The organism is Sphingomonas caeni (assembly GCF_026013415.1).
GTDB lineage: Bacteria > Pseudomonadota > Alphaproteobacteria > Sphingomonadales > Sphingomonadaceae > Sphingomonas > Sphingomonas caeni.
Genome location: NZ_JAPDOK010000003.1, coordinates 171,458 through 197,302 on the forward strand (window position 1 = coordinate 171,458; position 25,845 = coordinate 197,302).

General features: G+C 67.6%; 18 protein-coding genes. 13 read left to right on the plus strand and 5 right to left on the minus strand.

Annotated elements, in window-relative coordinates:
• The first annotated feature begins 2 nt into the window (after positions 1 to 2).
• The 6 genes from OF829_RS09480 (at position 3) to OF829_RS09505 (ending at position 7,479) form a co-directional block, all read left to right on the plus strand.
• Positions 3 to 2,513, plus strand: coding sequence for a DegT/DnrJ/EryC1/StrS family aminotransferase (locus OF829_RS09480; RefSeq protein WP_264939767.1), 2,511 nt, complete (start codon positions 3 to 5; stop codon positions 2,511 to 2,513).
• Positions 2,510 to 3,532 (plus strand): glycosyltransferase family 2 protein, encoded by a 1,023-nt coding sequence (locus OF829_RS09485; protein ID WP_264939768.1) that lies wholly within the window; start codon positions 2,510 to 2,512, stop codon positions 3,530 to 3,532. The genes OF829_RS09480 and OF829_RS09485 overlap by 4 nt, the downstream gene beginning before the upstream one ends.
• Positions 3,533 to 3,584: 52 nt before the next feature.
• Positions 3,585 to 3,995 (plus strand): DUF805 domain-containing protein, encoded by a 411-nt coding sequence (locus OF829_RS09490; protein WP_264939769.1) that lies wholly within the window; start codon positions 3,585 to 3,587, stop codon positions 3,993 to 3,995.
• A gap of 132 nt (positions 3,996 to 4,127) precedes the next feature.
• Entirely contained in the window at positions 4,128 to 4,808 is a 681-nt protein-coding gene (locus OF829_RS09495; RefSeq protein WP_264939770.1) for a vWA domain-containing protein, read from the plus strand.
• Positions 4,805 to 5,569, plus strand: a complete 765-nt coding sequence (locus OF829_RS09500; RefSeq protein WP_264939771.1) for a PP2C family serine/threonine-protein phosphatase — start codon at positions 4,805 to 4,807, stop codon at positions 5,567 to 5,569. Before OF829_RS09495 ends, OF829_RS09500 begins: the two co-directional genes overlap by 4 nt.
• On the plus strand, positions 5,566 to 7,479 hold the full coding sequence (locus OF829_RS09505; protein WP_264939772.1) for a hypothetical protein: 1,914 nt from the start codon (positions 5,566 to 5,568) through the stop codon (positions 7,477 to 7,479). Before OF829_RS09500 ends, OF829_RS09505 begins: the two co-directional genes overlap by 4 nt.
• A 12-nt stretch (positions 7,480 to 7,491) precedes the next feature.
• On the opposite strand, the gene OF829_RS09510 is transcribed toward OF829_RS09505, so the two are convergent.
• On the minus strand, positions 7,492 to 8,253 hold the full coding sequence (locus OF829_RS09510) for a sulfite exporter TauE/SafE family protein (RefSeq protein ID WP_264939773.1): 762 nt from the start codon (positions 8,251 to 8,253) through the stop codon (positions 7,492 to 7,494).
• Positions 8,254 to 8,287: 34 nt separating this feature from the next.
• Positions 8,288 to 8,794 carry a DUF1993 domain-containing protein gene (locus OF829_RS09515; protein WP_264939774.1) on the minus strand — a complete coding sequence of 169 codons (507 nt, stop codon included), beginning with the start codon at positions 8,792 to 8,794 and terminating at the stop codon, positions 8,288 to 8,290.
• Between the two features lie 231 nt (positions 8,795 to 9,025).
• Between OF829_RS09515 and OF829_RS09520 the strand changes: the two genes are divergently transcribed.
• From OF829_RS09520 to OF829_RS09550, 7 genes are all read left to right on the plus strand, one after another.
• A complete protein-coding gene (locus OF829_RS09520; protein WP_264939775.1) occupies positions 9,026 to 11,080 on the plus strand; it encodes a sulfatase-like hydrolase/transferase in 2,055 nt (684 codons plus the stop codon).
• A 211-nt stretch (positions 11,081 to 11,291) separates the two neighbouring features.
• Complete coding sequence (locus OF829_RS09525) at positions 11,292 to 11,675, plus strand: hypothetical protein (RefSeq protein WP_264939776.1); 384 nt, start codon at positions 11,292 to 11,294, stop codon at positions 11,673 to 11,675.
• A 72-nt stretch (positions 11,676 to 11,747) separates the two neighbouring features.
• Positions 11,748 to 13,064, plus strand: a complete 1,317-nt coding sequence (locus OF829_RS09530) for a PepSY-associated TM helix domain-containing protein (RefSeq protein ID WP_264939777.1) — start codon at positions 11,748 to 11,750, stop codon at positions 13,062 to 13,064.
• Positions 13,065 to 13,109: 45 nt separating this feature from the next.
• On the plus strand, positions 13,110 to 14,015 hold the full coding sequence (locus tag OF829_RS09535; RefSeq protein WP_264939778.1) for a hypothetical protein: 906 nt from the start codon (positions 13,110 to 13,112) through the stop codon (positions 14,013 to 14,015).
• 48 nt (positions 14,016 to 14,063) lie between these two features.
• A complete protein-coding gene (locus OF829_RS09540; protein WP_264939779.1) occupies positions 14,064 to 14,630 on the plus strand; it encodes a sigma-70 family RNA polymerase sigma factor in 567 nt (188 codons plus the stop codon).
• On the plus strand, positions 14,623 to 15,333 hold the full coding sequence (locus OF829_RS09545; protein ID WP_264939780.1) for an anti-sigma factor: 711 nt from the start codon (positions 14,623 to 14,625) through the stop codon (positions 15,331 to 15,333). Before OF829_RS09540 ends, OF829_RS09545 begins: the two co-directional genes overlap by 8 nt.
• Before the next feature lie 262 nt (positions 15,334 to 15,595).
• Positions 15,596 to 16,120, plus strand: coding sequence for a hypothetical protein (locus tag OF829_RS09550; protein ID WP_264939781.1), 525 nt, complete (start codon positions 15,596 to 15,598; stop codon positions 16,118 to 16,120).
• Positions 16,121 to 16,199: 79 nt separating this feature from the next.
• On the opposite strand, the gene rpoC is transcribed toward OF829_RS09550, so the two are convergent.
• From rpoC to OF829_RS09565, 3 genes are all read right to left on the minus strand, one after another.
• Positions 16,200 to 20,480 carry a DNA-directed RNA polymerase subunit beta' gene (gene rpoC / locus OF829_RS09555; protein ID WP_264939782.1) on the minus strand — a complete coding sequence of 1,427 codons (4,281 nt, stop codon included), beginning with the start codon at positions 20,478 to 20,480 and terminating at the stop codon, positions 16,200 to 16,202.
• An 80-nt stretch (positions 20,481 to 20,560) separates the two neighbouring features.
• Entirely contained in the window at positions 20,561 to 24,715 is a 4,155-nt protein-coding gene (rpoB, locus tag OF829_RS09560) for a DNA-directed RNA polymerase subunit beta (RefSeq protein WP_264939783.1), read from the minus strand.
• 204 nt (positions 24,716 to 24,919) lie between these two features.
• A complete protein-coding gene (locus tag OF829_RS09565; RefSeq protein ID WP_264939784.1) occupies positions 24,920 to 25,816 on the minus strand; it encodes a hypothetical protein in 897 nt (298 codons plus the stop codon).
• Positions 25,817 to 25,845 lie beyond the last annotated feature (29 nt).

Here is a 25,845-nt window from a genome sequence, read left to right on the forward strand (position 1 = left end):
CAATGGGTGACGAAAACATTCCGAAGGGGCCGCTCCCGCTGATCGCTCCGCGACCCCCGCGGCTGAGCGCGATGGGCGACGCGTTGCGTGGGATCGAGACGCGGGGGATCTATTCGAACGGCGGGCCGGTGGTGCGCGCCTTCGAGGCCGATATGACCGCGCGGCTGTTCCAGGGGCGGGGCGATTGCCTCGCGGTCGGCAATGCGACGCTCGGGCTGATGCTCGCGATCCGCCACGCCGCGGGGCCGCGCGCGGGCAATGGCGCGCTGGCGATGATGCCGAGCTTCACCTTCGCCGCCGCAGCGCACGCCGCCGAATGGGCCGGGCTGACGCCGCTGCTCGTCGACATCGACCCGGGCGACTGGGCCGCCGCCGAAGCCGCCGAGGCCGCCGCGTTCGAGCGCTATGGCAAGCGGATCGCGGTGGTCGTGCCCTATGCCACTTTCGGCGCGTCGATCGATCTGGCGCGCTATCAGCGCTACCAGCGGGATCACGGCGTCGGCGTGGTGGTCGATGCCGCTGCCTCGCTCGGCGCGCAGGACAGCTGGGGCCGCCAGTTCGGCACGGGCTCCCCCTTCGCGATCGTCTATTCGATGCACGCGACCAAGGTGTTCGCCACCGCCGAGGGCGGGGTGATCCATTCGGGCGATGCCGGGCTGATCGAGGCGCTGCGGCGCATGACCAATTACGGGTTCGCGGGCGGGCGCTCGGCCGAAGGGCCGGGCTTCAACGCCAAGCTGCCCGAAGTGCTGGGCCTGCTCGCCCAGGCCAAGCTCGACGAGATCGAGGCCATCGCCGACCACCGCGCCGCACTCGACCGCGCCTATCGCGCGCACCTGACCGGGTTCGAGTTCCAGGTCGAGACCGGGCGCCGCCAGGCGGTGCAATGCCAGTCGATCCTGCTCCCGCGCGCCTTTGCCGGGCATCGCAAGGCGATCGTCGCGGCGCTCGCGGACGAGGGCATCGGCACCGGTCAATATTTCAGCCCGCACCTCGCCGAGCAGCCCTGGTTCCGCGCAAATGGCGTGATCGAGCCGGTGCCGGTCTCGGACGACGTCTCCGCCCGCATCCTCTCGCTCCCCGTCACCGACGCGATGACCGAGGCCGATGTCGGGCGGGTGTGCGTCACGCTGATGGACGTGTGCAGCCGGCTCGGCCGCGACGCCGCGTCGCGCAACCGGCGCGGCAGCTTCATCCATTCGGCGCTCATCGTCGGCGGCGGTCCCGCGGGCACCGCGCTGCTCACCGCCGCCACCAAGCACGACCGGCTGACCGAACTCGCGGCCGCCGGTCTCGCCGTGGTCGAGCGCGATGCCGTGCTCGGGCGCGGCGCGCTCGGCAATTATGCGATCACCTCGGACTCGACCGCCGAAACCTTCCTCACCGCGGTCAAGGACAACAGCCATGAGGAGATCGCCGCGCTCGAAACCCATCTGAGCGGCCAGGAAATCGCGCTCTACAAGGGCGGCACCACCGGCGTCCCGCTCGCGCGCAGCTCGCCCTTCCTCACCGCCACCGGCGCCAGGCTGGCTCAGATCGTCGCCGAGAATGGCGGTTTCGTCGCGACGCGCAGCGAGGTGATCGAGGCGCGGCGCACCCGCGACGGCAATTGGGCCGCGCGCGTCCGCAATCTCGTGACCGGCGAGGAGCGCGTGATGCGCACCGCCAGCATCGTCATCGCCACCGGCGGGCACCAGTCGCGCGAGCATATCGCCGCCGAGCAGGTCGTGGGCACGCCGCTCGGCGAGCTCGCGGGCGACCGGCTGATGCTCGGCGACGATTTCCTCGCCATCGGCGGCGTCGATCGCCTCCGCGAACGCATCGCCGGCAACCATGCGCCGCGCATCGCGATCGTCGGCGGATCGACCAGCGCGATGGCCGCCGCCGCGCTGATCCTCAAGGCCGCGCCCGCGCTGCCGCTGGGGGCAGGGGCGCTCACCCTCCATCATCGCCGCCCGCTGCGCCCCTTCTATTTCTCGGTCGAGGCGGCGTGGGAGGACGGCTTCTCCGATTTCACCCCCGACGATGTCTGCCCGGTCACCGGCTTCGTCTATCGCCTCGCCGGCTTCCGGCTCGAGGCGCGCGAGCTGGTGCTGCGGATGCTCGGCATCGGCGGCCGCGCCCCCGATCCGCGTATGGCGCTGCGGCTGATCGGCGAGGATAGCCGCGCCGAGATCGCCGCTGCCGACATCGTCATCGGCGCACTCGGCTATCGCCCGCGCGCTCTGCCGCTCTACGACGCCGGCGGCTCGCGGATCGCGCTGATGGCGGATACGGCCGGGCGGCCCCGGCTGGTCGACCAGCGCTGCCGCGTGATCGATTCCGAAGGGCACCCGGTCCCCGGCGTCTATGGCATCGGCCTCGCCTCGGGCCATGTCCCCGACGGCAAGCTCGGCGGCGAGAGCAGCTTCAGCGGCAAGGCCAACGGCCTGTGGCTGTGGCAGAACGATATCGGGCTGATGATCGTCGAACAGCTGCTCGACCGTGCCCAGAGCGCGAGCCGCGCGGCGTGACCGCCACCATCTCCGTGATCATGGCCGTCTATAACGGCGCGGCGTTGCTGCCCGAGACGATCGCCAGCCTCCAGGCCCAGAGCTTCGGCGACTGGGAGCTGATCGCGGTCGACGATTGCTCGCAGGACGAGAGCGTCGAGGTGCTGAAAGCTATCGGCGATTCGCGCATCCGCGTGATCGAGAGCAGCCGCAATGGCGGTCCCGTGGTCGCCCGCAACCGCGCCTTTGCCGAGGCGCGCGGCACCTACACCGCCGCGCTCGACCAGGACGATATCGCGCTCCCCGAACGCTTCGCCAGGCAGGTCGCGTTCCTCGACGCCAACAGCCATGTCGTCCTCGTCAGCACCGCCACGCGCCTGCTGACCGACGGCCGCGAGAGCGCCGGCAACTGGCCGCGCCCGCTCACCCCGGGGCTGATCGACTGGCTGATGCTGGTCCAGAACCCGATCGTCTGGTCATCGGTGATGTTCCGCACCGCCGCTGCGCGCGAGCTGATGCCGTTCGAGCGGCCCGAGATGCGTTATGTCGAGGATTTCGATTTTTACACGCGCATCCGCGAACATGGCCTGCTCGCGCAGATCGACGAGGAACTGACCCTCTACCGCGTCCATTCCGGCGGTGCCTCGCAGGTGTTCAACGGTACGATGCGCGATCACGCCGAGGCGCTGCTCGCCCGTCACGCCCCTGACATCGCGCCCTTGCTGGTCAAGCATGTCATGGCGCGCGATCCGGTTCCCGACGGCGCCACGCTCGAGCGGCTGTTCGTCGGCATCGCCCGGCTGCGCGCCGGTTTCGAGGGCGATGCGCGCACGCTCGGGCTGGTCGACCGCGAAATCTCGCGCCTCTGGTGGCGCCTGTGCCGTGCCGGAGTCCGCTCGGGCCGGATCGCGCTGCCCCAGGCGCTCGCCGGCCGCCCCGAGGCGGTGCCGCTCGCCGACGGCAATGCGGCGGACCTGATCGTCAGCCAGGTGATCGGCGGCGTCCGCGCGGCGGCGCGCGGGATTTCGCGAACGAACTGAATTTACCTGCGGTCCGCGCCGTCGTACCTCCACCAAATCGAGGGAGGGACTCATGCGCTGGATGTTCACGCCGTTTTTGCGGACGTTCGATTTCTCCGGCCGTTCGCGCCGGCTGGAATTCTGGATGTTCTTCCTGCTCACTTTCGTTGCGCTCGCGGGGTGCGTGTTCTGGGCGATGCAGATCTTCATCAAGATCGGCAGGGAGGGCGACACCGGACAGGCGGTGAGCGTCGCCGCGGCCTATCTCGACGCGCCGATGGCCGCGCTCGGCATCTTCCTCCTCGTCACCTTCATCCCGACGATCGCGGTGCAGGTGCGCCGTTTTCACGACCAGAACCTGACCGGCGCGCTGGTGCTGCTCAACCTGATCCCCTCGATCGGCGGCCTGATCGTGCTGGTCTTCATGTGCCTGCCGGGCACGCCCGGCGACAACCGCTACGGGCCGGACCCGAGAGCAGCCTGACGACAAAGATGCTTACCGGCCGCGGCTTGCCTTGCGGCGTTGTGCTAACCGCTTCATAACCCTGTTGCCGCCGCCGAATCCGGCATCGGTATCGGGGGGCCGGGGGGCTCCGGGTACGAGTGGAGGGGTTGCTTGAACCTGATTCCAGACGTCGCGCTCGCGGAGAATACGAGCCAGCGCTTGCCCTGTGTGGTGGTGCTCGACGGCTCCACGTCGATGGCCGCGAACAACGCGATCGGCGCGCTCAACGATGGGCTCAAGCTGCTCGAGGCCGATCTCAAGGCCGATGACGTCGCGCGCCAGCGCGTCCGCATCCTCGTGCTGCGCGTCGGCGCGCCGCAGGATGTCGAGGTCGTCACCGACTGGGTCGATGCGATCGAGTTCGAGGCGCCCGAGATCGAGGCGAACGGCACCACCCCGCTCGGCGCGGGCGTCCGCCGCGCGCTCGACGAGATCGAGACCGAGAAGGCGCGCTACCGCGACCATGGCATCCCCTATAACCGCCCCTGGCTGTTCGTGATGACCGATGGCGAGCCGACCGACCATGACTGGGAAAGCGCCGCCGACGAGTGCCGCCGCGCCGAGGAATCGGGCCACGTCTCGGTCTTCTGCGTGGGCGTGGGCGAGGCCAATCTCGCCAAGCTTGCCAAGTTCAGCCCGCGTCAGCCGCTCGCGCTCAAGGGCTTGGCTTTCCGCGAATTCTTCCTCTGGCTCAGCCGCTCGGCGCGCGCGGGCTCCAAGTCGGCGCCGTCGGAGAATATCCAGATGGCCGCGCCCAGCGACTGGGCGGTGGTTCCCGGGCGGACCGGATGATGGCCGCGCCGGGTTGGCGCGTGGCGGCAACGTCGGTGGCGGGGCCCTGCCACGCCAATGACGATTGCCAGGACCGGCACCGGGTGCAGGTGACGCCGGGCGGCGTGCTGATCGCGGTGGTCTCGGACGGCGCAGGCTCGGCCAAATTCGGCGGCGAGGGCGCCGCGCTGCTGTGCGAACATGTCGTCGATGCGCTCGTCCGCCATATCGGCAAGGGCAAACCCAGGGCGGTGGATGCCGACGCGCTCGGCTTCGCGGTCGAGCAGGGGGTCTCGACCGCGCGCATCGCCGCCGAGGCCGAGGGTGCCGAGCATGGCGCGGGGCTCGAGGCGTTCCACGCCACGCTCGTCGGCGCGGTCGTCGTGCCGGGCAAGGGCGGGCTCTTCTTCCATATCGGCGACGGCGCCGCGCTCGCGGTGTCGGGCGAGCGCTGGGTGATGTCCGCTCCTCGAAATGGGGAATATGCCGACACCACCTATTTCTTCACCGAGGCCGACTGGCGCGACAATCTGCGTTTCCTGCCCGTCGAGCCCGGCTTCGACACCGTCTTCGTGATGAGCGACGGCGTCACCGAACTCGGCCTCAAGGGGACCGAGCCGCACATGCCTTTCTTCGAGCCGATCGGCCGCTTCCTCGCCGGCGCCAGCCGCGAGGAGGGCGAACAGGCGCTGCGCGCCACGCTCGACAGCGAAGCCGCGCGCGGGCGTACCGGCGACGACAAGACGCTCGTCTGGGCCCAAACTACGGCGGCTTCAAAATGAGCAGCGTCTTCCTCGGCCGCGGCAAGGATGCGCGCGAGCTGAGGCTCGGCAAGCTGCTGGGCGAGGGCGCCGCGGGCAAGGTTTTCGCGATCGAGGGCATGCCGGGATCGGCCGCCAAGCTCTATCACGGCGAGAAGGAATCGCGGCAGCACGAGGCCAAGATCGCGGCGATGATCGCACATCCGCCCGATCTGCCGCCGGCCGAGCATAACCGCATCGCCTATCCGCAGATCTCGTGGCCCGAGGCCAAGCTCTTCGACCGCGCGGGGCGCTTCATCGGATTCCTGATGCCGGAGATCGACTTCGGCCGCTCGACCAGCCTGGTGAACCTGCTCCAGAAGAACAGCCGCCGGATCGAGAAGCTCTCCGACTATTATGGCTATCGCGTGCTGGTGGCGCGCAACCTCGCCTCGGTCTTCGCCGAGCTGCACCGCGCGGGCCACCACATGATCGACATGAAGCCCGCCAATCTGCGCTTCTATCCGCAGGTCTGCTGGATGGCGGTGGTCGATACCGACGGCTTCTCGATCCAGGGGCGCGGCGGGCGCATCCCGGCGGACGTGATGTCCGACGAATATATCGCGCCGGACAGCTGGAAGAGAAAGCCGCAGGAGCTGGGCGAGCAGCAGGATCTGTTCGCGCTCGCGGTGATCATCTTCCAGTTGCTCAACAATGGGGTCCACCCCTTCGCGGGCTCCGCCGGCGGCACCGCCCAGGCGACCGATCTGCAGACGCGCATCAACGAGGGGCTCTATCCCTATGCGATGCGCCCCAAGCCCGGCCTCGCGCCGAGCGCGGCAAGCGTCCACCGCATGTTCCGCCGCGGCACGCGGGTGATGTTCGATTGCGCCTTCCTCCCCGGCGGGCGCCGCCCGAGCGCCGAGGAATGGCGCGATCATATCGATTCGCTGATGGACCAGCTGACGCCCTGCGGCGCCAAGCCCGACAGCCATATCCATTTCGGCGCCGGCTGCGGTTTCTGCGGGCACGAGGCGCGCGTCGCCGCGGCGAAGGCGCGCCCGGCGGTCAAGCCCACGGCGGTCGCGAAGAAGCCGGCGGTGGTGGCGCAGCCGATCAAGCCCGCCCGCCGCGCGATGAGTCCCGCGGCGCGCCGCGTCGCGATGCGCCACACCGCGCCGCTGACGCTGCGCAGGCCGCCCCGGCGCAAGCAGCGTGGCGGGGTGACCGCCATGCTCGCCGCGATCGCCCTGCTCGGCAGCGGCGCCACGCTGGTCGCGACCGGCGTGGTCGATCCGGCGGCGTGGCGGGACATGATCCCCGGCGGCGTCGCCCAGGCCGCCGACACCCAGGGCATCCCCCCGCTCGAGGTCGATGGCGATGCGCCCGCCGCGAAGATCGCCGCGTTCGACGAGCCGCGCGAATATCTCGTCCTCCCCGCGGGCGGCGCGCTCACCGTGGCGCTGCGGGAGGGGCCGGGCGAGAATTATCTCCAGATCGCGCGGCTGGGGTTGCACGATGCGGTGATCGGCACCGGCACCGGCAGCGCGCCCGGCGGCGGCGACTGGGTGTGGGTCACCCGCGCGAGCGACGGCCTGTCGGGCTATGTCCACAAGGGCGGGCTGCTCGAACGTGCGCCCTCGGGTGTCGCCGGCGAGCCCCCCGCTTCGGAGGCCGAAAAGGCCGCGGCGGCCGAGGGCAAGCGCCTGGTCGATGCGCGCTACCAGCGGCTGCTCGGCAAGGCCGCAGGCTATGACCGCACCTATCTGATGGACGGCCAGCGGCTGTGGGAGGCCCAGCGCCGCCGCTGCGACGACGCCCCCGATCCCGTGCCGTGCCGGATCAAGCTCGACGCGCGCCGCAAGGCCGATCTCGAGGATTGGGGCGCGGCTGAAAGAAGTGACCGCAACACCCCCGACCTGCCGCCCGCGACGCTCAGCGCATTGCGCTGAGGCTGGAGCGCGTCACGTCAGCACCAGTTTTGCACCCGCAAGGATGAGGACCAGGCCAAGCGCCTGCACGAGCCGGCCGGTGGGCAGGCGCTTCAGACCCAGTTGCGTGCCTGTCAACGCCCCCGCAACCACCGCCGCGATGAACCAGGGAAGCTCCGGCGGCAGGCTGCCGACGCTGCTCAGATTGCCCACCAGCCCCGAAATCGACACGCACAGGATGAACCCCGCGGAGATTCCCGAGGTCTTGCGCACCTGCTCCCATCCGAACAACAGGATCAGCGGGCTGAGAAAAATGCCCCCGCCGGTGCCGGTCAGGCCCGAGAGCGCACCGATTCCCGCTCCTGTCAGGACAGCGACCCATGCGGGTGGGGGCTTTGGCGCGTCGAGCGAAGCGAGCGGACGGGGCCATAGCAGCCGTGCCGCGGCGGCCCACAGGATCACGCCAACCAACGGGCGGTAGAAATTCGACGGCAGCGTGATTCCGCCTGCGACGAAAGCGGCGGGAATTGCTCCGAGGACGAAAAGCGCGAGGAGTCGCCAGTTGATCTGATCGGCGCGGGCGAACCGGAAGGTTGTGAGGGTCGCGACGATGATGTTCAGCACCAGCGCCGTGGGCCGCATCGTCGCGGGCGCCACCGAAAACAGCGCCATGATCGCGAGATAGCCCGACGCTCCGGCGTGGCCGACCGAGGTGTAGAGCGCCGCGGCCAGGCCCATCAGCGCCGCGATCAGGATGATGGTCTGCGTGTCCATCAGGCCGCTCCAGCCGGGCACGTTCGCGCTGGCGATGTCACCGCGATCCGCGCCGTCAAATCCCGCCGAGGAAATCCATCTTGCCCAACGGTACGCCCTTGGCGCGCAGGATCGCATAGGCGGTGGTCGCGTGGAAATAGAAGTTCGGCAGGGCGAAGTTCAGCGCATATTGCCGCCCCTTCATATGGAAGCTCTTGTTGGGCGTGGTGATGGTGATGTCGGCATCCTCGCGCCCGTTGACCGCCTTCGGGTCGACCGACTCCAGAAAGGCGATCGTCGCCGCGATCCGCGCCTGCAGTTCGTCGAAGCTCGCCTCGGTATCGGGCATCGCCGGCCCCTCGATCTGGCCGAGCCGCGCCGCGGTGAACTTCGCCGCGTCGCTCGCGCGCTGCACCTGCGCGGTCAGCGGCGCCATATCCTCGAACAGCCGGGCGTTCAGCAGCGCCTCGTGCGGCAGGTTGTGCTCGTCCGCATAGGCGCAGCCCTTGTCGAGGAACGTCGCCATCGCCGCGAAGCCGCGGATGAAGACGGGGACGGTGATGTCATAGAGTTCGGTAGCCATGCGCCGCAAATAGGCATGGCGGAGGGCGCGCGCCAGAGGGGATCGCTTGGGATCGTTTCGCCTCGGTACCGGCTTGCCTTTACCTGCTGCCGGGAGCATCGTGAAGGCAATCGGAGTCGCCCGACAATAAGCTGAAAAGCAAAAGACAGATCAGCGAATGCACCGTGACAATCCCGTTGCGGCATTCGCCGGGTGTTGTTGCGCGCCCGGACTTTGGCGGAGGGTCGAAACATGGGGAAGAGCTCGGACGATACGGCGAAGCGGCCGAACATCCTGCTGATTACTTGCGATCAATACCGGTTTCCGCGTTTCTCCTATGGCGCGGAGGGCGGCTTCGACGAGGGCCTCAAGCAGATCCTCGGCTTCCAGGGCAAGGTGATGGAGGACAATCCCTATTGGCAGTTCTTCCCCGGCCTGCTGAAGCTGCGCCAGAATTCGGTCGTACTGCGCAACCACACCATCGCGGCGTCGGCCTGCACCCCCAGCCGCACCGTCATCTACACCGGCCAATACGGCACCAAGACCGGCGTCACCCAGACCGACGGGTTGTTCAAGAACGGCGATTCCGCGAACTTCCCCTGGCTCGACGCCGACGGCATCCCCACGCTGGGGACGTGGATGCGCGAGGCCGGCTACACCACCCATTATTTCGGCAAATGGCACGTCTCGAACCCGCCCGAGCACAGCCTGAAGCGCTATGGCTTCGACGATTGGGAGAGCAGCTATCCCGAGCCGCACGGCGCGCAGGCCAACAATCTGGGCGTCTATCGCGATTGCGGCTTCACCGACAGCGCCTGCGCGTTCCTGCGGCGCCAGGGCCTCGCGAACAATTACAACCGCGTCTACGCCTCGATGGCGATGCAGGACCCGGCGACCACCGGCCCCGAGGTCGATGAGATCCCGCCCTGGTTCGCGGTGGCGTCCTTCACCAATCCGCACGATATCGCCACCTATCCGGGCGTAATCGCCCAGGCGGTCCCCAAGCCCGACGGCAGCGGCAAGACCCAGTCGATCTTCGGCCCGCTCACCATCCCGCTCACCGGCGACCACACCCCGCCGCCCACCGCGGGCACGATCCAGATCCCGCTCAATCCGCTCGGCTTCCCCCAGGATTGCGCCAAGGCCTCGCCGACGCAGAATGAGGACCTCTCGACCAAGCCCAGCTGCCAGCACGAGGCGGCGTACAAGGTCGGTCTGGCGCTCGCGTCCAAGGGCGGGTTCAACCTCGTCAACACGGTGATCACCGGCGCCGAAGCCGAGGGCTTCGATCCCAGCGGCGATCCCAGGACGATCGCCCAGCGGCGGATGGCGGCCGCGGTCGCCGGGTCGCTGCGCAGCTGCGTGCCCTTCCAGTTGAGCGACGACCCCGAGGGCAATTCGGTCGCCTTCCTGCAATTCTATGCCTGGCTCCATGCGGTGGTCGACGCGCATATCGATGCGGTGCTCACCGCGCTCCACGAGTCCGGGCAGGCGGAGAACACGATCGTGATCTTCCTGGCGGATCACGGCGAATATGGCGCCGCGCACGGGATGATGATCGAGAAATGGCACACCGCCTATGCCGAGGCGCTGCACGTGCCGGTGGTGGTCCAGTTCCCGAGCCCCGGGCCGCAGACCGCCAGCGCCGGCTATGTCGCGCCGGATCCCGCGCAGCTCGATGCCCTGACCAGCCATATCGACATCCTGCCGACGGTGCTGGGCCTTGCCGGGGTGACCCCCGAGGAGCGCGCCAAGATCAGCCGCAACCTCGCGCTCAGCCGCCCGGTGCCGCCGCTGCCGGGGGTCGATCTGTCGCCCGCGATCAAGAATGCGATGGCCCCGCCGGAATCGCGCGTCGAGGTGCCGATCGTCGAGCCCGACGGGCAGGTGCGCGAAGGCGTGCTGTTCATCACCGACGACGAGATCACCGCGCCCTTGCCCCCGTCGCGCACCGCGCAGGAGAAGCACAGCTATGAGGAATATGCGGTCTATCTGAACGTCGTCGATGCGGTGAATGCGCGCGGCAAGGTGCTGCTCGAGCCCGGCTCGGTGAAGCAGCCCAACAATGTCCGTTGCGTGCGCACCAACGAGTACAAGCTCGCGCGCTATTTCGATCCCTCGGGCAAGGCCGCGCAGGAATGGGAGATGTACGACCTGCGCGCCGATCCGAACGAGGCGGTCAACCTGGTCGAGGTCCAGCAATCCCCGCCGCGTGCCCGCGAGCACCTGCCCAACCGCGAGGAGATCCAGCAGGCCGCGAACCGCATGGCCGCGCTGCTGGCGCATCTGGAGCGGCGGGACCTGTAAGGGTTCTCCTATTCCTCCCCCGCTGCGCAGACAGCGGGGGAGGTGGCAGCGCGAAGCGCTGACGGAGGGGGATCACCACCAACCGCGTGCGCGACGATGGGTGTGAGCCCCCTCCGTCAGCTTCGCTGCCACCTCCCCCGCAGGTGCCCTGCGAGGGAGGAATATTGCATGCAGACTGGCATCCCCCCTCAACCCCGCTAAAGCGCCCGGCATGACCGGGGCCGCCACCCTCCGCACGCGCGTCGCGCTCGCCTTGCTCGGGCTGGTGCTCGCGTTGCGCCTGCTGGTGCCCGCCGGCTGGATGCCGTCCGGGAAAGGCGGCTTCACGGTCACCATCTGCACCGGATCGGCGATGGAGGCCGCCTGGGTCGATACCGAGGGCAAGGTCCACAAACAGGCCCCCGCGCAGGGCGGCGACCAGCATTGCGCCTTTGCCGGGCTCGGCGCGCCGATGCTCGGGGGCGGCCTGCCGCCCGCTATCGCGCCCCTTCTCCCCGCCGACGCGGCCCCCGCAACGACCCGTGCGCTCGCATCGATCGGCCAGGGTCTCGCCGCACCGCCCCCGCCCGCGACCGGACCGCCCGCCACCGTCTGAACCCCGCCCGTCTCCGGCGCTGCCGGACCCGTGACCCTGCGCGCCGACATGCGCGCAACGAGGCTGTTTCAGATGACATCGACCATCCGCCCCGCCGGGGGCTTCTACCGCGCGATCTGGCGCTGGCATTTCTATGCCGGGGTGATCGTCCTGCCCGTCATGCTCTGGCTCGCCGCGACCGGCGCGCTCTACCTCTACAAGCCCGAGATCGAGACCTGGCTCTACCGCGACTGGAACGCGGTGCAGCCCACGGGGCAGGCGCAGCCGATCGCCGAGCTGATCGCCTCGGTCGAGCGGGCGACGGGCGGGACGGTGACCCAGGTTTCGCGCCCGGCCTCGCCCGCCGAGAGCTGGCGGATGACGTTTAAGGCCGGCGAGGCAAAGCGCACCGCCTTCGTCGATCCCTATCGCGGCACCGTGCTCGGCACGGCGAACGCGGGCGGGATGATGGCGACGGTGCGCGACCTCCACAGCCTCGCCATCACCGGCCCCATCGGCAATGCGCTGATCGAGATCGTCGCGGGCTGGGCGGTGGTGCTGGTCGTCACCGGCCTGATCCTGTGGTGGCCGCGCGGCGGCTCGCCCGCGATCGGGGCGCGCGGCAAGCCCGGCGGCCGCGTCTTCTGGCGCGACCTGCACGCCTCGATCGGCGTGGCCGCGGCGGCGGTGATCCTGTTCCTCGCAGTCACCGGCATGCCATGGAGCGGGGTCGCGGGCGAATGGCTCGATGGCTGGGTCAACGCCCATGGCTGGGGCCGCCCCGAACGCCCCGCGCCCGGCGCACTCGCCCAACGCCACGAAGGCCATGAGGGCCATCACGAGGGCGCCGAAAGCCTCCCCTGGTCGATGCAACGCGCGCGCGCGCCGACGAGCGGGGCAGGGCGGGTCACCCCCGATCTCGTCGCCGAGCGCGCCTTATGGTCGGGCCTCGCCGCACCCTGGACGATGACACTCCCCGCCCGCCCCGGCGCGCCCTGGCTCGTCTCCGCCGCGATCGTCCGCGCCGAGGACGCCCACGCCGTCTATATCGACGCCGCCACCGGCAGCGTGCTCCAGGACGCGCGCTATGGCGATTTCGGCGGCGGCGCGCAGGCGATCGAATGGGGGATCGCCACCCATCAGGGCCAGCAATATGGCGAGCCCAACCGCCTGGCGATGCTTACCGGCTGCATCGCCGTCTGGCTGCTCGCGGGCACCGGCCTCGCCGCCTGGTGGAAACGCCGCCGGGGCGGCCGCCTCCGCGCCCCGCCGCCCGCGCTCGACCGGCGCCGGAGCCTCGCGGTCGCCGCCGCGATGGCCGCGCTCGGCATGCTCTTCCCGCTCACCGGGCTGACGATGCTCGCGGCGCTGGCGGGGGAAGGGGCGCTCGCGCTCGCGCGCCGGCATTGACGGCCTCTCCGCCGCCATGGTCAATCGCGCGCAGGGGGAATCGGCATGGTTGAGCGCGAAGCCTGGGAGAGGCTGGGGATCAAATGGACCCGCGATGCCGCGGTGATCCGGATCGCCTGCGCGCGCAAGCTGAAGACCGCGGACGCCGGCGCGGGCGCCGCCGGACTTCTGACATTGCGCGCCGCCTATGAGGATGCGCTCGCCTCGGCACGGGGCGCGGACGATATCGACAATTGGCTCGAGGCCCCGCCCACCGGGCCCGCGGGACCGTTCGACCCCGGACAGGCGGCGCTGCCACCCGCGATCGGCCAGCTGAACGCGCTGTTCGAAGCCGCGCTGCGCGAGGATCGGCGCTGGCTGAGTGCGGAGGAAAAGCTCGCGCTGCGCGGCGCCTGGGCCGCGATCGCCGACTGGTCGGGCGAGGGCGAGGAAGAGCGGCGCGCGGCCGATCGGGTGGTGCGCGGACTGATCCTCCACTGGCGGGCCTGGGCGGTCGGGCTCGTGCCCTTCGCGGTCGACCATTTCGACTGGACCGGGCCCGGGCAGGTGCCCGACGAAGAGGGGCTAATCGCCGATATCCTGTGGCGATACCGGGGGATCCAGTTCCTCCAGCGCGTACGGCGGCCTGGCCATCCCCATCATGCCGCCTGGGTCGAGCTGACGAGCGACGCCGGGCCGGGCGTGGGCCGCGGGCGCTGCAGCCCCCGGCATGTCCATGAGATCCAGGCGGTCATCCGCCATGTCTGGCCGGAGATGGAAGGCGAACTGAACCCCGGGCGTGTCGCCTTATGGGCGAACAATACCGCGAATCCCGCGCACCCGGAAAATCCGAAGCAGGAATCGAAGCTGCTGCGCAATATCGGCATGGCGATCGCCGCGCTCATCGTGATCCGGCTCGCCTTTGGCGTGTTCGCCGGACTGCTGGCGATGCTCGGCATCATCGGCCGATAGGGGCTTGGCGCTGGCGCGGACGGCCGCGAGGCGTTAGTTACGGGGGCGATGGGTAAAGGGGCTTCCGACGCCGCGCGCACGCGGCTCACCGCCGCGCTGGCGCGGGTCGCGGATGGCGACCGGGGTGCGCTGCGCGAAGTCCATGATCTCACCACCGCCAAACTTTTCGGCGTCATCCTGCGTATCTCCCAGGACAGGGAAGCCGCAGAGGATATCTTGCAGGACGTGTATCTGAAGGTCTGGAACCGTGCGGGGCGCTTCGATGCCGCGCGCGCGAGCCCCGTGACCTGGCTGTGCGCGATCGCCCGCAACACCGCGATCGACTGGCGCCGTGCCTCGGGCGGCCCGGCGATGCTGCCCCAGGAAGCCGCCGCCGACATCGCCGACGATGGCGCGCTCGCCTTCGAACTGATCGAGGAAGGGCAGGAGCGCGCGCGCATCCATGCCTGTCTCGAGGCGCTGGAGGCCAAGCAGCGCGGCGCGATCCGCTCGGCATTTTTCGACGGGCTGACCTATGCCGAGCTGGCAACCCGCATGGCCGTGCCCCTCGGCACGATGAAGGGCTGGATCCGGCGCGGGCTATCGCAGCTCAGGGGATGCCTGGGCGATGGATGAGGCCTTCACCCCCGAGCAGGAACGCGACCTGCTCGCCGCCGAGCTGGCGCTGGGGGTGCTCGAGGGCGCGGACCGCGCCGCGGCGCTGCGCCTCCGCCTCGCCGAGCCCGATTTCGCTGTGGCGGTAACGGCGTGGGAGCGGCGCTTCGATCCGCTCTACGAAGAGTTCGCCGAGGCCGCGCCTCCCAATGTCTGGCCCGCGGTCGAGCGGCGGCTGGGGGCGCTGCGCGGCGATGCGGTGCGCGCGCTCCGGCGCTGGCGGATCGCGGCGATCGGATCGGGCGCGATCGCGGCGTCGCTGGCCGGCATATTGGTGCTGCGCCCGCCGCCCGCGCCGGTGCAGGTCGCGCGCATGCCCGATCAGCTGATGGTCACCCAGCTCGAGGGAGGCGAGGGCCCCGAGCAGGGCATCATGCTCGCCGCCAATTACGATCCCGCCGAGGGCGAGCTGCGCATCCGCGCGATGAAGGTCCCGGCAGGCAATCTCGAGCCCGAGCTCTGGGTGATCCCCGCCGACGGCGTGCCGCGCTCGCTCGGCATGGTTGCGCGCGGCGGGCTCAGCCGCATGAAGGTGCCGATGGCGCAGCGCGAGATGATCCAGGACGGCGCGACGCTCGCCATCACCATGGAGCCGCGCGACGGCGCCCCGCACAAGGCGCCGAGCAGCGCCCCGATCGCCGCGGGCAAAATCTCGACGATCTGAAAATCCCGGAATTGAAGCGGGGCCGCATCCACGGCCGCTCCGCCCCCGTAACTAATCCCGAAGCCCACTCGGTAGGGCGCGGCCCCCCCGCGCCCAGCGGCCGCCGGCAAGACGCTCCCACCTCGGGGCCGGCACCGCAGCGCCCGAGGCCGCCGCCCGGGGCCCCAACCCCCGGGTGGCGGTTTTGGCTTCTGGCCGGCTTGCCGCAAATCCCGCCGCATGCTTTATTTGGATGGGGATTGATCTGGAAGGGGGAGTCCAGATGAAGATAGCTTCGCGCAGACGAGAGACCGTGCCTTCGGGCCATGACATCTACTGTGTCTACCGAGATTACATCAAGCACGAGGACAATCTGATCAACAACCGGGTTGGATGGTTCATTCAACTGCATTCATTCCTGATCGCCACCTACGGCATCATCTTCGCTTCCTTCACATCAACCTTTGCGAGGGAAGCGGCGGCGATGGTTCCGGGAATTCGAGCTTCGGCATGCGTCCTGCTAGCCGCGATATCCCTCGTTGGGATCGCGTCATCGCTGTCGGCATCGCTTTCGATTTGGGCCGCACACAAGGCCATCAAGGCATTGAATAGACGCTGGGATGCTCAAAGCGATAAGCTCGATCCCAGGAAGGTTTTTCCGGGCTTGATCGGCGGCGGCAACAAGGGGCGCGATTGGTGGGGTGCGAGCTTCCACCTTTTCCTGCCCGCATGCCTCTTCGCTGCATGGATAGGATCATTCTTCCTGCTTTATGATTTGTCGTACGCCATCGGCAGCGCCCACCGTTGATCTGAGCAAAGAAAAACCGCCGCCCGGCATCCCGGACGGCGGTCTTTCATTCTTCAGCCCGGAAGCCTGAACCCGGCGATCACTCGCCTTCGTTCAGATACTCCCCCGCATCGGCATCGGTCCCATGCCCGCTCGGGACCACGCTCGCCAGCGCGTCGTCGCCGGTGCCGGCGGCGTCGCGGTTCGAGCGGGCCAGTTCGGCGGCATGCTCTTCGGCGGCCGAGTCCGGTGCGATCAGCGAGGCCGCGAGCGCCCGCTGCTGCACCCGGAGCGCGGCGTCGCGCGAGGTTGCCGCCACGCGGAGACGGTTCATGCCCGCGCCGGTGCCCGCCGGGATCAGGCGGCCGACGATGACATTCTCCTTGAGGCCGTTGAGCTGGTCCTGCTTGCCCTGGACCGCCGCCTCGGTGAGGACGCGGGTGGTCTCCTGGAACGACGCCGCCGAGATGAAGCTGCGGGTCTGCAGCGACGCCTTGGTGATGCCCAGCAGGATCGGCTTGCCCTGCGCCGGGGCCTGGCCCGGAGCGAGCTTGGCGTTCTGCTCGTCCATCTCGTCGCGGTCGAGCTGCTCGCCCACGAGGAGGGTGGTGTCGCCGCTCTCGATGATCTCGACCTTCTGCAGCATCTGGCGAACGATCACCTCGATGTGCTTGTCGTTGATCTTCACGCCCTGGAGGCGATAGACCTCCTGGATCTCCGACACGAGATATTCCGCGAGCGGCTCGATGCCGAGCACCTCGAGGATATCGTGCGGATCGGGCGAGCCGCCGATCAGATTGTCGCCGCGCTTGACGTAATCGCCTTCCTGGACGTCGATCACCTTCGACTTGGGCACCAGATACTCGACGACCTCGCCGCCATCCTCGGGCTGGATGCCGATCTTGCGCTTGGCCTTATAGTCCTTGCCGAACACGACACGGCCCGAGACCTTGGCGATGATCGCATTCTCCTTGGGCTTGCGCGCTTCGAACAGCTCGGCGACGCGCGGCAGGCCGCCGGTGATGTCGCGGGTCTTGGCAGACTCGCGGCTGACGCGAGCGAGCACGTCGCCCGCCTGCACCTGCGCACCGTCCTCGACCGAAAGCACCGCGCCCGCCGCGAGCATGTAGCGGCCGGCCTCGCCCGAGCCCTCGTCGAGCAGGGTGAGGCGGGGACGCAGATCCTCCTTCTTGGCGGAGATGCCGCGATTCTCGGTCACGACGCGCTGGGTGATGCCCGTCGCTTCGTCGGCCTGCTCGGTCATCGTCTTGCCGTCGATCAGGTCCTGATACTTCACGACGCCCGGGTTTTCCGTGATCACCGGCATGGTGAACGGATCCCATTCCGCCATCCGGTCGCCCGCACTGACGATATGGCCATCGTCGAACAGCACGTGCGCACCGTAAGGAATGCGGTGCACCGCCAGCTCGCGCCCATCCATGTCGACGATCGCCAGCTCGCCCGAACGGCTCAGCACGACGCGGCGGCCGCGCTGATCCTTGATGATGCGCAGATCGCGATATTCGATCTGCCCGTCCGACGTCGCCTCGAGGTTCGAGGTTTCGTTGAGCTGCGCCGCGCCGCCGATGTGGAAGGTACGCATGGTGAGCTGGGTGCCCGGCTCGCCGATCGACTGCGCCGCGATGACGCCGACGGCCTCGCCGATGTTCACCGGGGTACCGCGGGCGAGATCGCGCCCATAGCATTTGCCGCAGACACCGATCTTGGCTTCGCAGACCAGTGGGCTGCGGATCTTCATGCCCTGGATGCCCAGCGCCTCGATCTGCGCGATCATCGCCTCGTCGAGCAAAGTGCCCGAGGGGATGACCACCTCGTTGGTCTTGGCGTCGACCACGTCCTCGGCCGTGGTGCGGCCCAGGATGCGCTCGCCGAGCGACGCGATGGTCGAGCCGCCCTGCACGATGGCGCGCATTTCCAGCGCACGCTCGGTGCCGCAATCCTGCTCCATGATGACGCAGTCCTGCGACACATCGACCAGGCGGCGGGTCAGGTAGCCCGAGTTGGCGGTCTTCAACGCGGTATCCGCGAGACCCTTGCGGGCGCCGTGGGTCGAGTTGAAATACTCAAGGACGGTCAGGCCTTCCTTGAAGTTCGAGATGATCGGCGTTTCGATGATCTCGCCCGACGGCTTGGCCATCAGGCCGCGCATGCCCGCAAGCTGCTTGATCTGCGCCTGCGAACCGCGGGCACCGGAGTGCGCCATCATGTAGATCGAGTTGATCGGGGCCTCGCGGCCGTTCGGCAGCTTCTTCACCGCCTTGATCTCGTCCATCATCGCGGTCGCCACCTGGTCGCCGCAGCGGCTCCAGGCGTCGATCACCTTGTTGTACTTCTCCTGCTGCGTGATCAGGCCGTCCTGATACTGCTGCTCATAATCCTTCACGAGCGCGCGGGTCTCATCGACCATCCCCACCTTGGCGTCGGGGATGATCATGTCGTCCTTGCCGAACGAGATGCCCGCCTTGAACGCGTGACGGAAGCCGAGCGCCATGATCGCGTCGGCGAACAGCACGGTCTCCTTCTGGCCGGTGTGGCGATAGACCTCGTCGATCACGTCGCCCACATCCTTCTTGGTGAGGAGGCGGTTGACGGTCTCGAACGGCACCTTGTGCGACTGCGGGAGCGTCTCGCCGAGCAGCATGCGGCCCGGCGTCGTCTCGTAGCGCTTGAGATACTGGTTGCCGTCCTCGTCGGTCTGCGGAACGCGGCTGATGATCTTGGTGTGGAGCGTGACCGCACCGGCGTTGAGCGCCTGATGGACCTCGGACATCTCACCGATGATCATGCCCTCGCCGGGCTCGCCTTCCTTCATCATCGACAGATAATAAAGACCCAGCACCATGTCCTGCGACGGCACGATGATCGGCTTGCCGTTGGCGGGCGAGAGGATGTTGTTGGTCGACATCATCAGGACGCGCGCTTCCAGCTGAGCCTCGAGGCTCAGCGGAACGTGCACGGCCATCTGGTCGCCGTCGAAGTCGGCGTTGAACGCCGAGCAGACGAGCGGGTGGAGCTGGATCGCCTTGCCCTCGATCAGCACCGGCTCGAACGCCTGGATGCCCAGGCGGTGGAGCGTCGGCGCACGGTTGAGCAGAACCGGGTGCTCGCGGATCACCTCGTCGAGGATATCCCAGACTTCCTTGCGCTCCTTCTCGACCCACTTCTTCGCCTGCTTGAGCGTCATGCTCAGGCCCTTGGCGTCGAGGCGGGCATAGATGAAGGGCTTGAACAGCTCGAGCGCCATCTTCTTCGGCAGGCCGCACTGGTGCAGCTTGAGCTCCGGACCGGTCACGATGACCGAGCGGCCCGAATAGTCGACGCGCTTGCCGAGCAGGTTCTGGCGGAAGCGGCCCTGCTTGCCCTTGAGCATGTCCGACAGCGACTTGAGCGGACGCTTGTTGGCGCCCGTGATCGTGCGGCCGCGGCGGCCGTTATCGAACAGCGCGTCGACGGCTTCCTGCAGCATGCGCTTTTCGTTGCGGACGATGATGTCCGGCGCGCGCAGCTCCATGAGCCTTTTCAGGCGATTATTGCGGTTGATCACGCGGCGATACAGGTCGTTGAGATCCGAGGTCGCGAAGCGGCCGCCGTCGAGCGGCACCAGCGGGCGCAGCTCGGGCGGAATGACCGGGATCACGTCGAGGATCATCCATTCGGGGCGGTTGCCCGAATCGATGAAGCTCTCGACGACCTTGAGCCGCTTGATGATCTTCTTGGGCTTGAGCTCGGACTTGGTGACCGCGAGCTCGTCCATCAGGTCCTTGCGCTCGCCCTCGAGGTCGAGGTCCATCAGCATCTGCTTGACGGCCTCGGCGCCGATCCCGGCCGAGAAGGCGTCCTCGCCGAACTGGTCCTGCGCGTCGAGCAGCTCGTCTTCGGTGAGGAGCTGATACTTGTCGAGCGTGGTCAGACCCGGCTCGGTGACGATGTAGCTCTCGAAGTACAGCACGCGCTCGAGCTGCTTGAGCTGCATGTCGAGCAGCAGGCCGATGCGCGACGGCAGCGACTTGAGGAACCAGATATGCGCGACCGGGGCGGCGAGCTCGATATGGCCCATCCGCTCGCGGCGGACCTTCGAGACGGTAACCTCGACGCCGCACTTCTCGCAGACGATGCCCTTGTACTTCATGCGCTTGTACTTGCCGCACAGGCACTCGTAATCCTTGATCGGACCGAAGATGCGCGCGCAGAACAGGCCGTCACGCTCGGGCTTGAACGTGCGGTAGTTGATCGTCTCGGGCTTCTTGATCTCGCCGAACGACCAGCTGCGGATGCGGTCCGGCGAAGCGATACCGATCTGGATCTGGTCGAAGGTCTCCGGCTTGGCCACCGGGTTCGCGAAGTTGGTCAGTTCGTTCATTTCTTTTTCCCTCAGGAGGGTAAAATCTCAGGGGCGGGAGGGGTGGGGGAGCACCGCGATGTCACAGTGCCCCCGACCGATCACTCCGCCGCGATCTGCACGCCATCGGTATCGAACTCAGGCTCATTCTGCTTGAGTTCGACGTTGAGGCCGAGCGAGCGCATTTCCTTGACGAGCACGTTGAAGCTCTCGGGGATGCCGGCCTCGAAGGTGTCGTCGCCCTTGACGATCGCCTCATAGACCTTGGTGCGGCCGACCACGTCGTCGGACTTGACCGTCAGCATCTCCTGCAGCGTGTAGGCGGCGCCGTACGCCTGGAGCGCCCACACCTCCATCTCGCCGAAGCGCTGGCCGCCGAACTGCGCCTTGCCGCCCAGCGGCTGCTGGGTGACGAGCGAGTAGGGCCCGATCGAACGCGCGTGGATCTTGTCGTCCACAAGGTGGTGCAGCTTGAGCATGTAGATATAGCCCACGGTCACCTTGCGGTCGAACGCGTCGCCGGTGCGCCCGTCATACAGCTCGACCTGGCCCGACGTATCGAGACCCGCGAGCGAGAGCATCGCCGAAACGTCCGCCTCGCGCGCGCCGTCGAACACCGGGGTGGCCATCGGCACGCCGTTCTTGAGGTTCTCGGCAAGCTCGATGATCTGGTCGCCCGAACGCGCGTCGATATCGGCGTGATACTGCGCGCCATAGACGGTCTTGAGCCGCTCCTTGACGACATCCGGCATCTGGCCCGGCTTGGGGTCCGGATTGGCCTCGCGCCAGCCTTCCAGAGCCTCGGTGATCTGCCGGCCCAGGCCGCGCGCGGCCCAGCCCAGATGGGTCTCGAAAATCTGTCCGACGTTCATGCGCGAAGGCACGCCCAGCGGGTTGAGCACGATATCCACGGGCGTGCCGTCCTCGAGGAACGGCATGTCCTCCTGCGGCAGGATCCGCGAGATGACGCCCTTGTTGCCGTGGCGGCCGGCCATCTTGTCGCCCGGCTGCAGCTTGCGCTTCACCGCGACAAACACCTTGACCATCTTGAGCACGCCGGGGGGCAGCTCGTCGCCGCGCTCCAGCTTCTCGCGCCGGTCATGGAACTTGTCCGTGATCCGCTTGACGGCTTCCTCATACTGGGCGCGGACGGCCTCGAGGTCGCCCTGCACCTTGTCGTCGGCAACGCCGAACTTCCACCATTCGTGGCGGTCGACCGAGTCGAGCAGGTCGACATCGATCTTCGCGCCCTTCTTGAGGCCCTTGGGGGTCGCGGTGGCGGTCTGGCCTAGGAGCATTTCCTTGAGGCGCGACCAGGTCGCGCGGTTGAGGATGTTGCGCTCGTCGTCCGAGTCCTTCTTCAGGCGCTCGATCTCCTCGCGCTCGATCGCCATCGCACGCTCGTCCTTGTCGATGCCGTGGCGATTGAACACGCGCACTTCGACGACGGTGCCCGACACGCCCGGAGGCAGGCGGAGCGACGTATCGCGCACGTCCGAGGCCTTCTCGCCGAAGATCGCGCGGAGAAGCTTCTCTTCCGGCGTCATCGGCGATTCGCCCTTCGGCGTGATCTTGCCGACCAGGATGTCGCCCGGCTCCACTTCGGCGCCGATATAGACGATGCCCGCCTCGTCGAGGTTGCGCAGCGCTTCCTCGCCGACGTTGGGGATGTCGCGGGTGATGTCCTCGGGCCCGAGCTTGGTGTCGCGGGCCATGACTTCGAATTCCTCGATATGGATCGAGGTGAAGACGTCGTCCTTCACGATGCGTTCGCTGATGAGGATCGAGTCCTCATAATTGTAGCCGTTCCACGGCATGAACGCGACGAGGCTGTTCCGGCCCAGCGCCAGCTCGCCGAACTCGGTCGAGGGACCGTCCGCCAGCACGTCGCCGGCATTGACGATATCGCCCACCTTCACCAGCGGACGCTGGTTGATGCAGGTGTTCTGGTTCGAACGCTGGAACTTCATCAGCGTGTAGATGTCGACGCCCGATTCACCGGCATCGATATCGCCAGTGGCGCGGATGACGATGCGCGACGCATCGACCTGATCGACGATGCCCGAGCGGCGGGCGCCGATCGCGGCGCCCGAATCGCGCGCCACGGTCTCTTCCATGCCGGTGCCGACGAACGGCGCCTCGGCGCGCACCAGCGGCACGGCCTGACGCTGCATGTTCGAGCCCATCAGCGCGCGGTTGGCGTCATCGTTTTCCAGGAACGGAATCAGCGATGCCGCGACCGAGACGAGCTGCTTCGGCGACACGTCCATCAGCGTGATGTTGTCGGGGATCGCCATCAGGAATTCGCCCGCCTGACGCGACGAGACCAGTTCCTCGACAAAGCCCTTGTCGGGGCCCAGCTCGGCGTTCGCCTGCGCGATCGTGTGCTTCGCCTCTTCCATCGCCGAGAGATAGACGACCTCGTCGGTGACCTTGTGATCGACGACCTTGCGGTACGGCGTCTCGATGAAGCCGTACTTGTTGACGCGGCTGAAGGTCGCGAGGCTGTTGATCAGGCCGATGTTCGGGCCTTCCGGCGTCTCGATCGGGCAGATGCGGCCATAGTGCGTCGGGTGAACGTCGCGGACTTCGAAGCCGGCGCGCTCACGGGTGAGACCGCCCGGCCCGAGCGCCGAGACGCGGCGCTTGTGCGTCACTTCGGAGAGCGGGTTGGTCTGGTCCATGAATTGCGAAAGCTGCGACGATCCGAAGAACTCGCGCACCGCGGCGACCGCGGGCTTCGCGTTGATCAGGTCGTTCGGCATCACCGTCGATACGTCGACCGACGACATGCGCTCCTTCACGGCGCGCTCCATGCGGAGCAGGCCGACGCGGTACTGGTTCTCGAGCAGCTCGCCCACCGAACGGACGCGGCGGTTGCCGAGATTGTCGATATCGTCGACTTCGCCCTTGCCGTCCTTCAGATCGACCAAAGTCTTGACCACCGCGAGGATATCCTCGGTGCGCAGCGTCGTCATCGTGTCCGGCGCGTCGAGTTCGAGGCGCATGTTGAGCTTGACGCGGCCCACGGCCGACAGGTCGTAGCGCTCCGGATCGAAGAACAGGCCCGCGAACAGCGACTCGGCGGTCTCGAGCGTCGGCGGCTCGCCGGGGCGCATGACGCGATAGATGTCGCTCAGCGCCTGCTCGCGCTCCTCGGCCTTGTCGGCGGCGAGCGTGTTGCGGATCCAGGGGCCGGTCGAGATGTGATCGATGTCGAGCAGTTCGAGCCGCTCGATGCCCGCCTTGTCGAGCTTTTCGAGATTCTCGGCCGACACTTCGTCACCGGCTTCGATGTAAATCTCGCCGGTGGCTTCGTTGATCAGGTCGTACGCGGAATAGCGGCCGAAGATTTCCTCGGTCGGGATCAGCAGGGTCTCGAGACCGTCCTTCTGCGCCTTGTTCGCGGCGCGCGGGCTGATCTTGTGGCCCGCGGGGAAGATCACTTCGCCCGACTTGGCATCGACAATGTCGAACATCGGCTTGGCGCCGCGCCAGTTGGTCGGATCGAACGGAATCTGCCAGCCGCCCGGCCCGCGGACATAGGTCACGCGGTTGTAGAAATAGTTGAGGATGTCCTCGCTGTTCAGACCCAGCGCGTAGAGCAGGGTCGTCACCGGCAGCTTGCGCTTGCGGTCGATACGGACGTTGACGATGTCCTTGGCGTCGAACTCGAAGTCCAGCCACGAGCCGCGATACGGGATCACGCGCGCGGCGAAGAGATACTTGCCCGAAGCGTGGGTCTTGCCGCGGTCATGATCGAACAACACGCCCGGCGAGCGGTGCATCTGGCTGACGATCACGCGCTCGGTGCCGTTGATGATGAAGGTGCCGTTGCCCGTCATCAGGGGCATGTCGCCCATATAGACGTCCTGCTCCTTGATATCGAGCACCGAGCGGGCCTCGGTATCGGGGTCCACCTCGAACACGATCAGGCGCAGCGTGACGCGCATCGGCGCCGCATAGGTGATGCCGCGCTGGCGGCACTCGTCGGTGTCGAACTTGGGGTTCTCGAGCTCGTAATTGACGAAGTCGAGTTCGGCGGTGCCGGCGAAATCGCGGATCGGGAAGACCGAGCGGAGCGTCTTCTCCAGGCCCGAGACATAACCGATCGAAGGATCGCTGCGCAGGAACTGCTCGTAGGATTCGCGCTGAACCTCGATCAGGTTCGGCATCTGCACCACTTCGTGGATGTCGCCGAACACCTTGCGGATGCGGCGCTTGATGGTGCCGCCTGCGATTGCCTTGGTTGCCATGTAGGTCTTGTCCTCGTCGTTCGATACCGGACGCAGCGAAAGACGCGAAAAAGCCGCGCGATTCCCTCATCGGGCTTCGGCAGCTCTCGGCGTCTTATGAAACCGCAACCCCAATTCGATCGACGCGCTGCGCGACGGCGCGTCATTTCCCGGAGCTGTGGTGTGGGTGCGCATATAGGGAGCGTGTTGGATTTGTAAAGCCCGCTAGGCGGGGAAGATCACCACCGACGGCGTGCCGTCGAGTTCGGCGCTCGGCACCTGTTCCTCGGTCTGCCAATTGGTGCCGTCGAAGGTGGCGTAGTAGAGCTGCTGGCTGGCGTTCCAGAAGAGATAGATCAGCCCGTCGCATTCCGCCGCGCCGCACGGCACGCTCATGCTGATCGGGATCTCGACCGGATTGGACCATGTCGTGCCGTCGAAGGTCGCATAATAGGAGTTGTCGCCCGAAGAGTAGAACAGATAGATCAGGTTCTGGAACACCACGGCGCAGGGCGGGCTGAACGAGCCGACGCCCGGAATCTCCGTGTCGGAGCCCCAGCTCGCGCCGTCGAAGCTGTTGTACCAGAGCTGCTCGGTTAGATAGGTCGGGTTCGAATCGTTGTGGAACACGTAGAGCAGGCCATCGTACACGACCGCTGACGGCGTGCCCGAGGCCTGCATCGGCACCGGATTGTCACCCAGCCAGTTCGACCCGTCGAAGATATTGCACCAAATCTGCCACACGCCGGGGGCAATGCTCTCCTTGCCGGGGGTGGCCTGGCTGCTCATATGAAACGCGTAGATCTGGCCGTTGTACACGGTCGCGGCCGCGCCATTGCCGGTCTCGGTGTTGGGCACCTGCTGGTCGCCCGCCCAGCTGTTGCCGTCGAAGCTGTTCCACCACAGGTTTTCGCTATTCTGCCCCTGATGGATCACGACCATGTTGCCGGCATAATTGACCGCGGCGACAGTGTTGCTCGATCCCGTATTCGGCGCCTGGCTGTCGAGCTGCCAGCCGAGATTGTCGAGGATCGTGTACCACAGGCCGTTCTCGCCCGCGCCGGTGTGGAAGATATAGGCGCTCTGCGTCATCCCGTCGACGATCTGCCCGACACCCGTCATTTGATTTCCCCCTGTCCCCCGGGTGACTA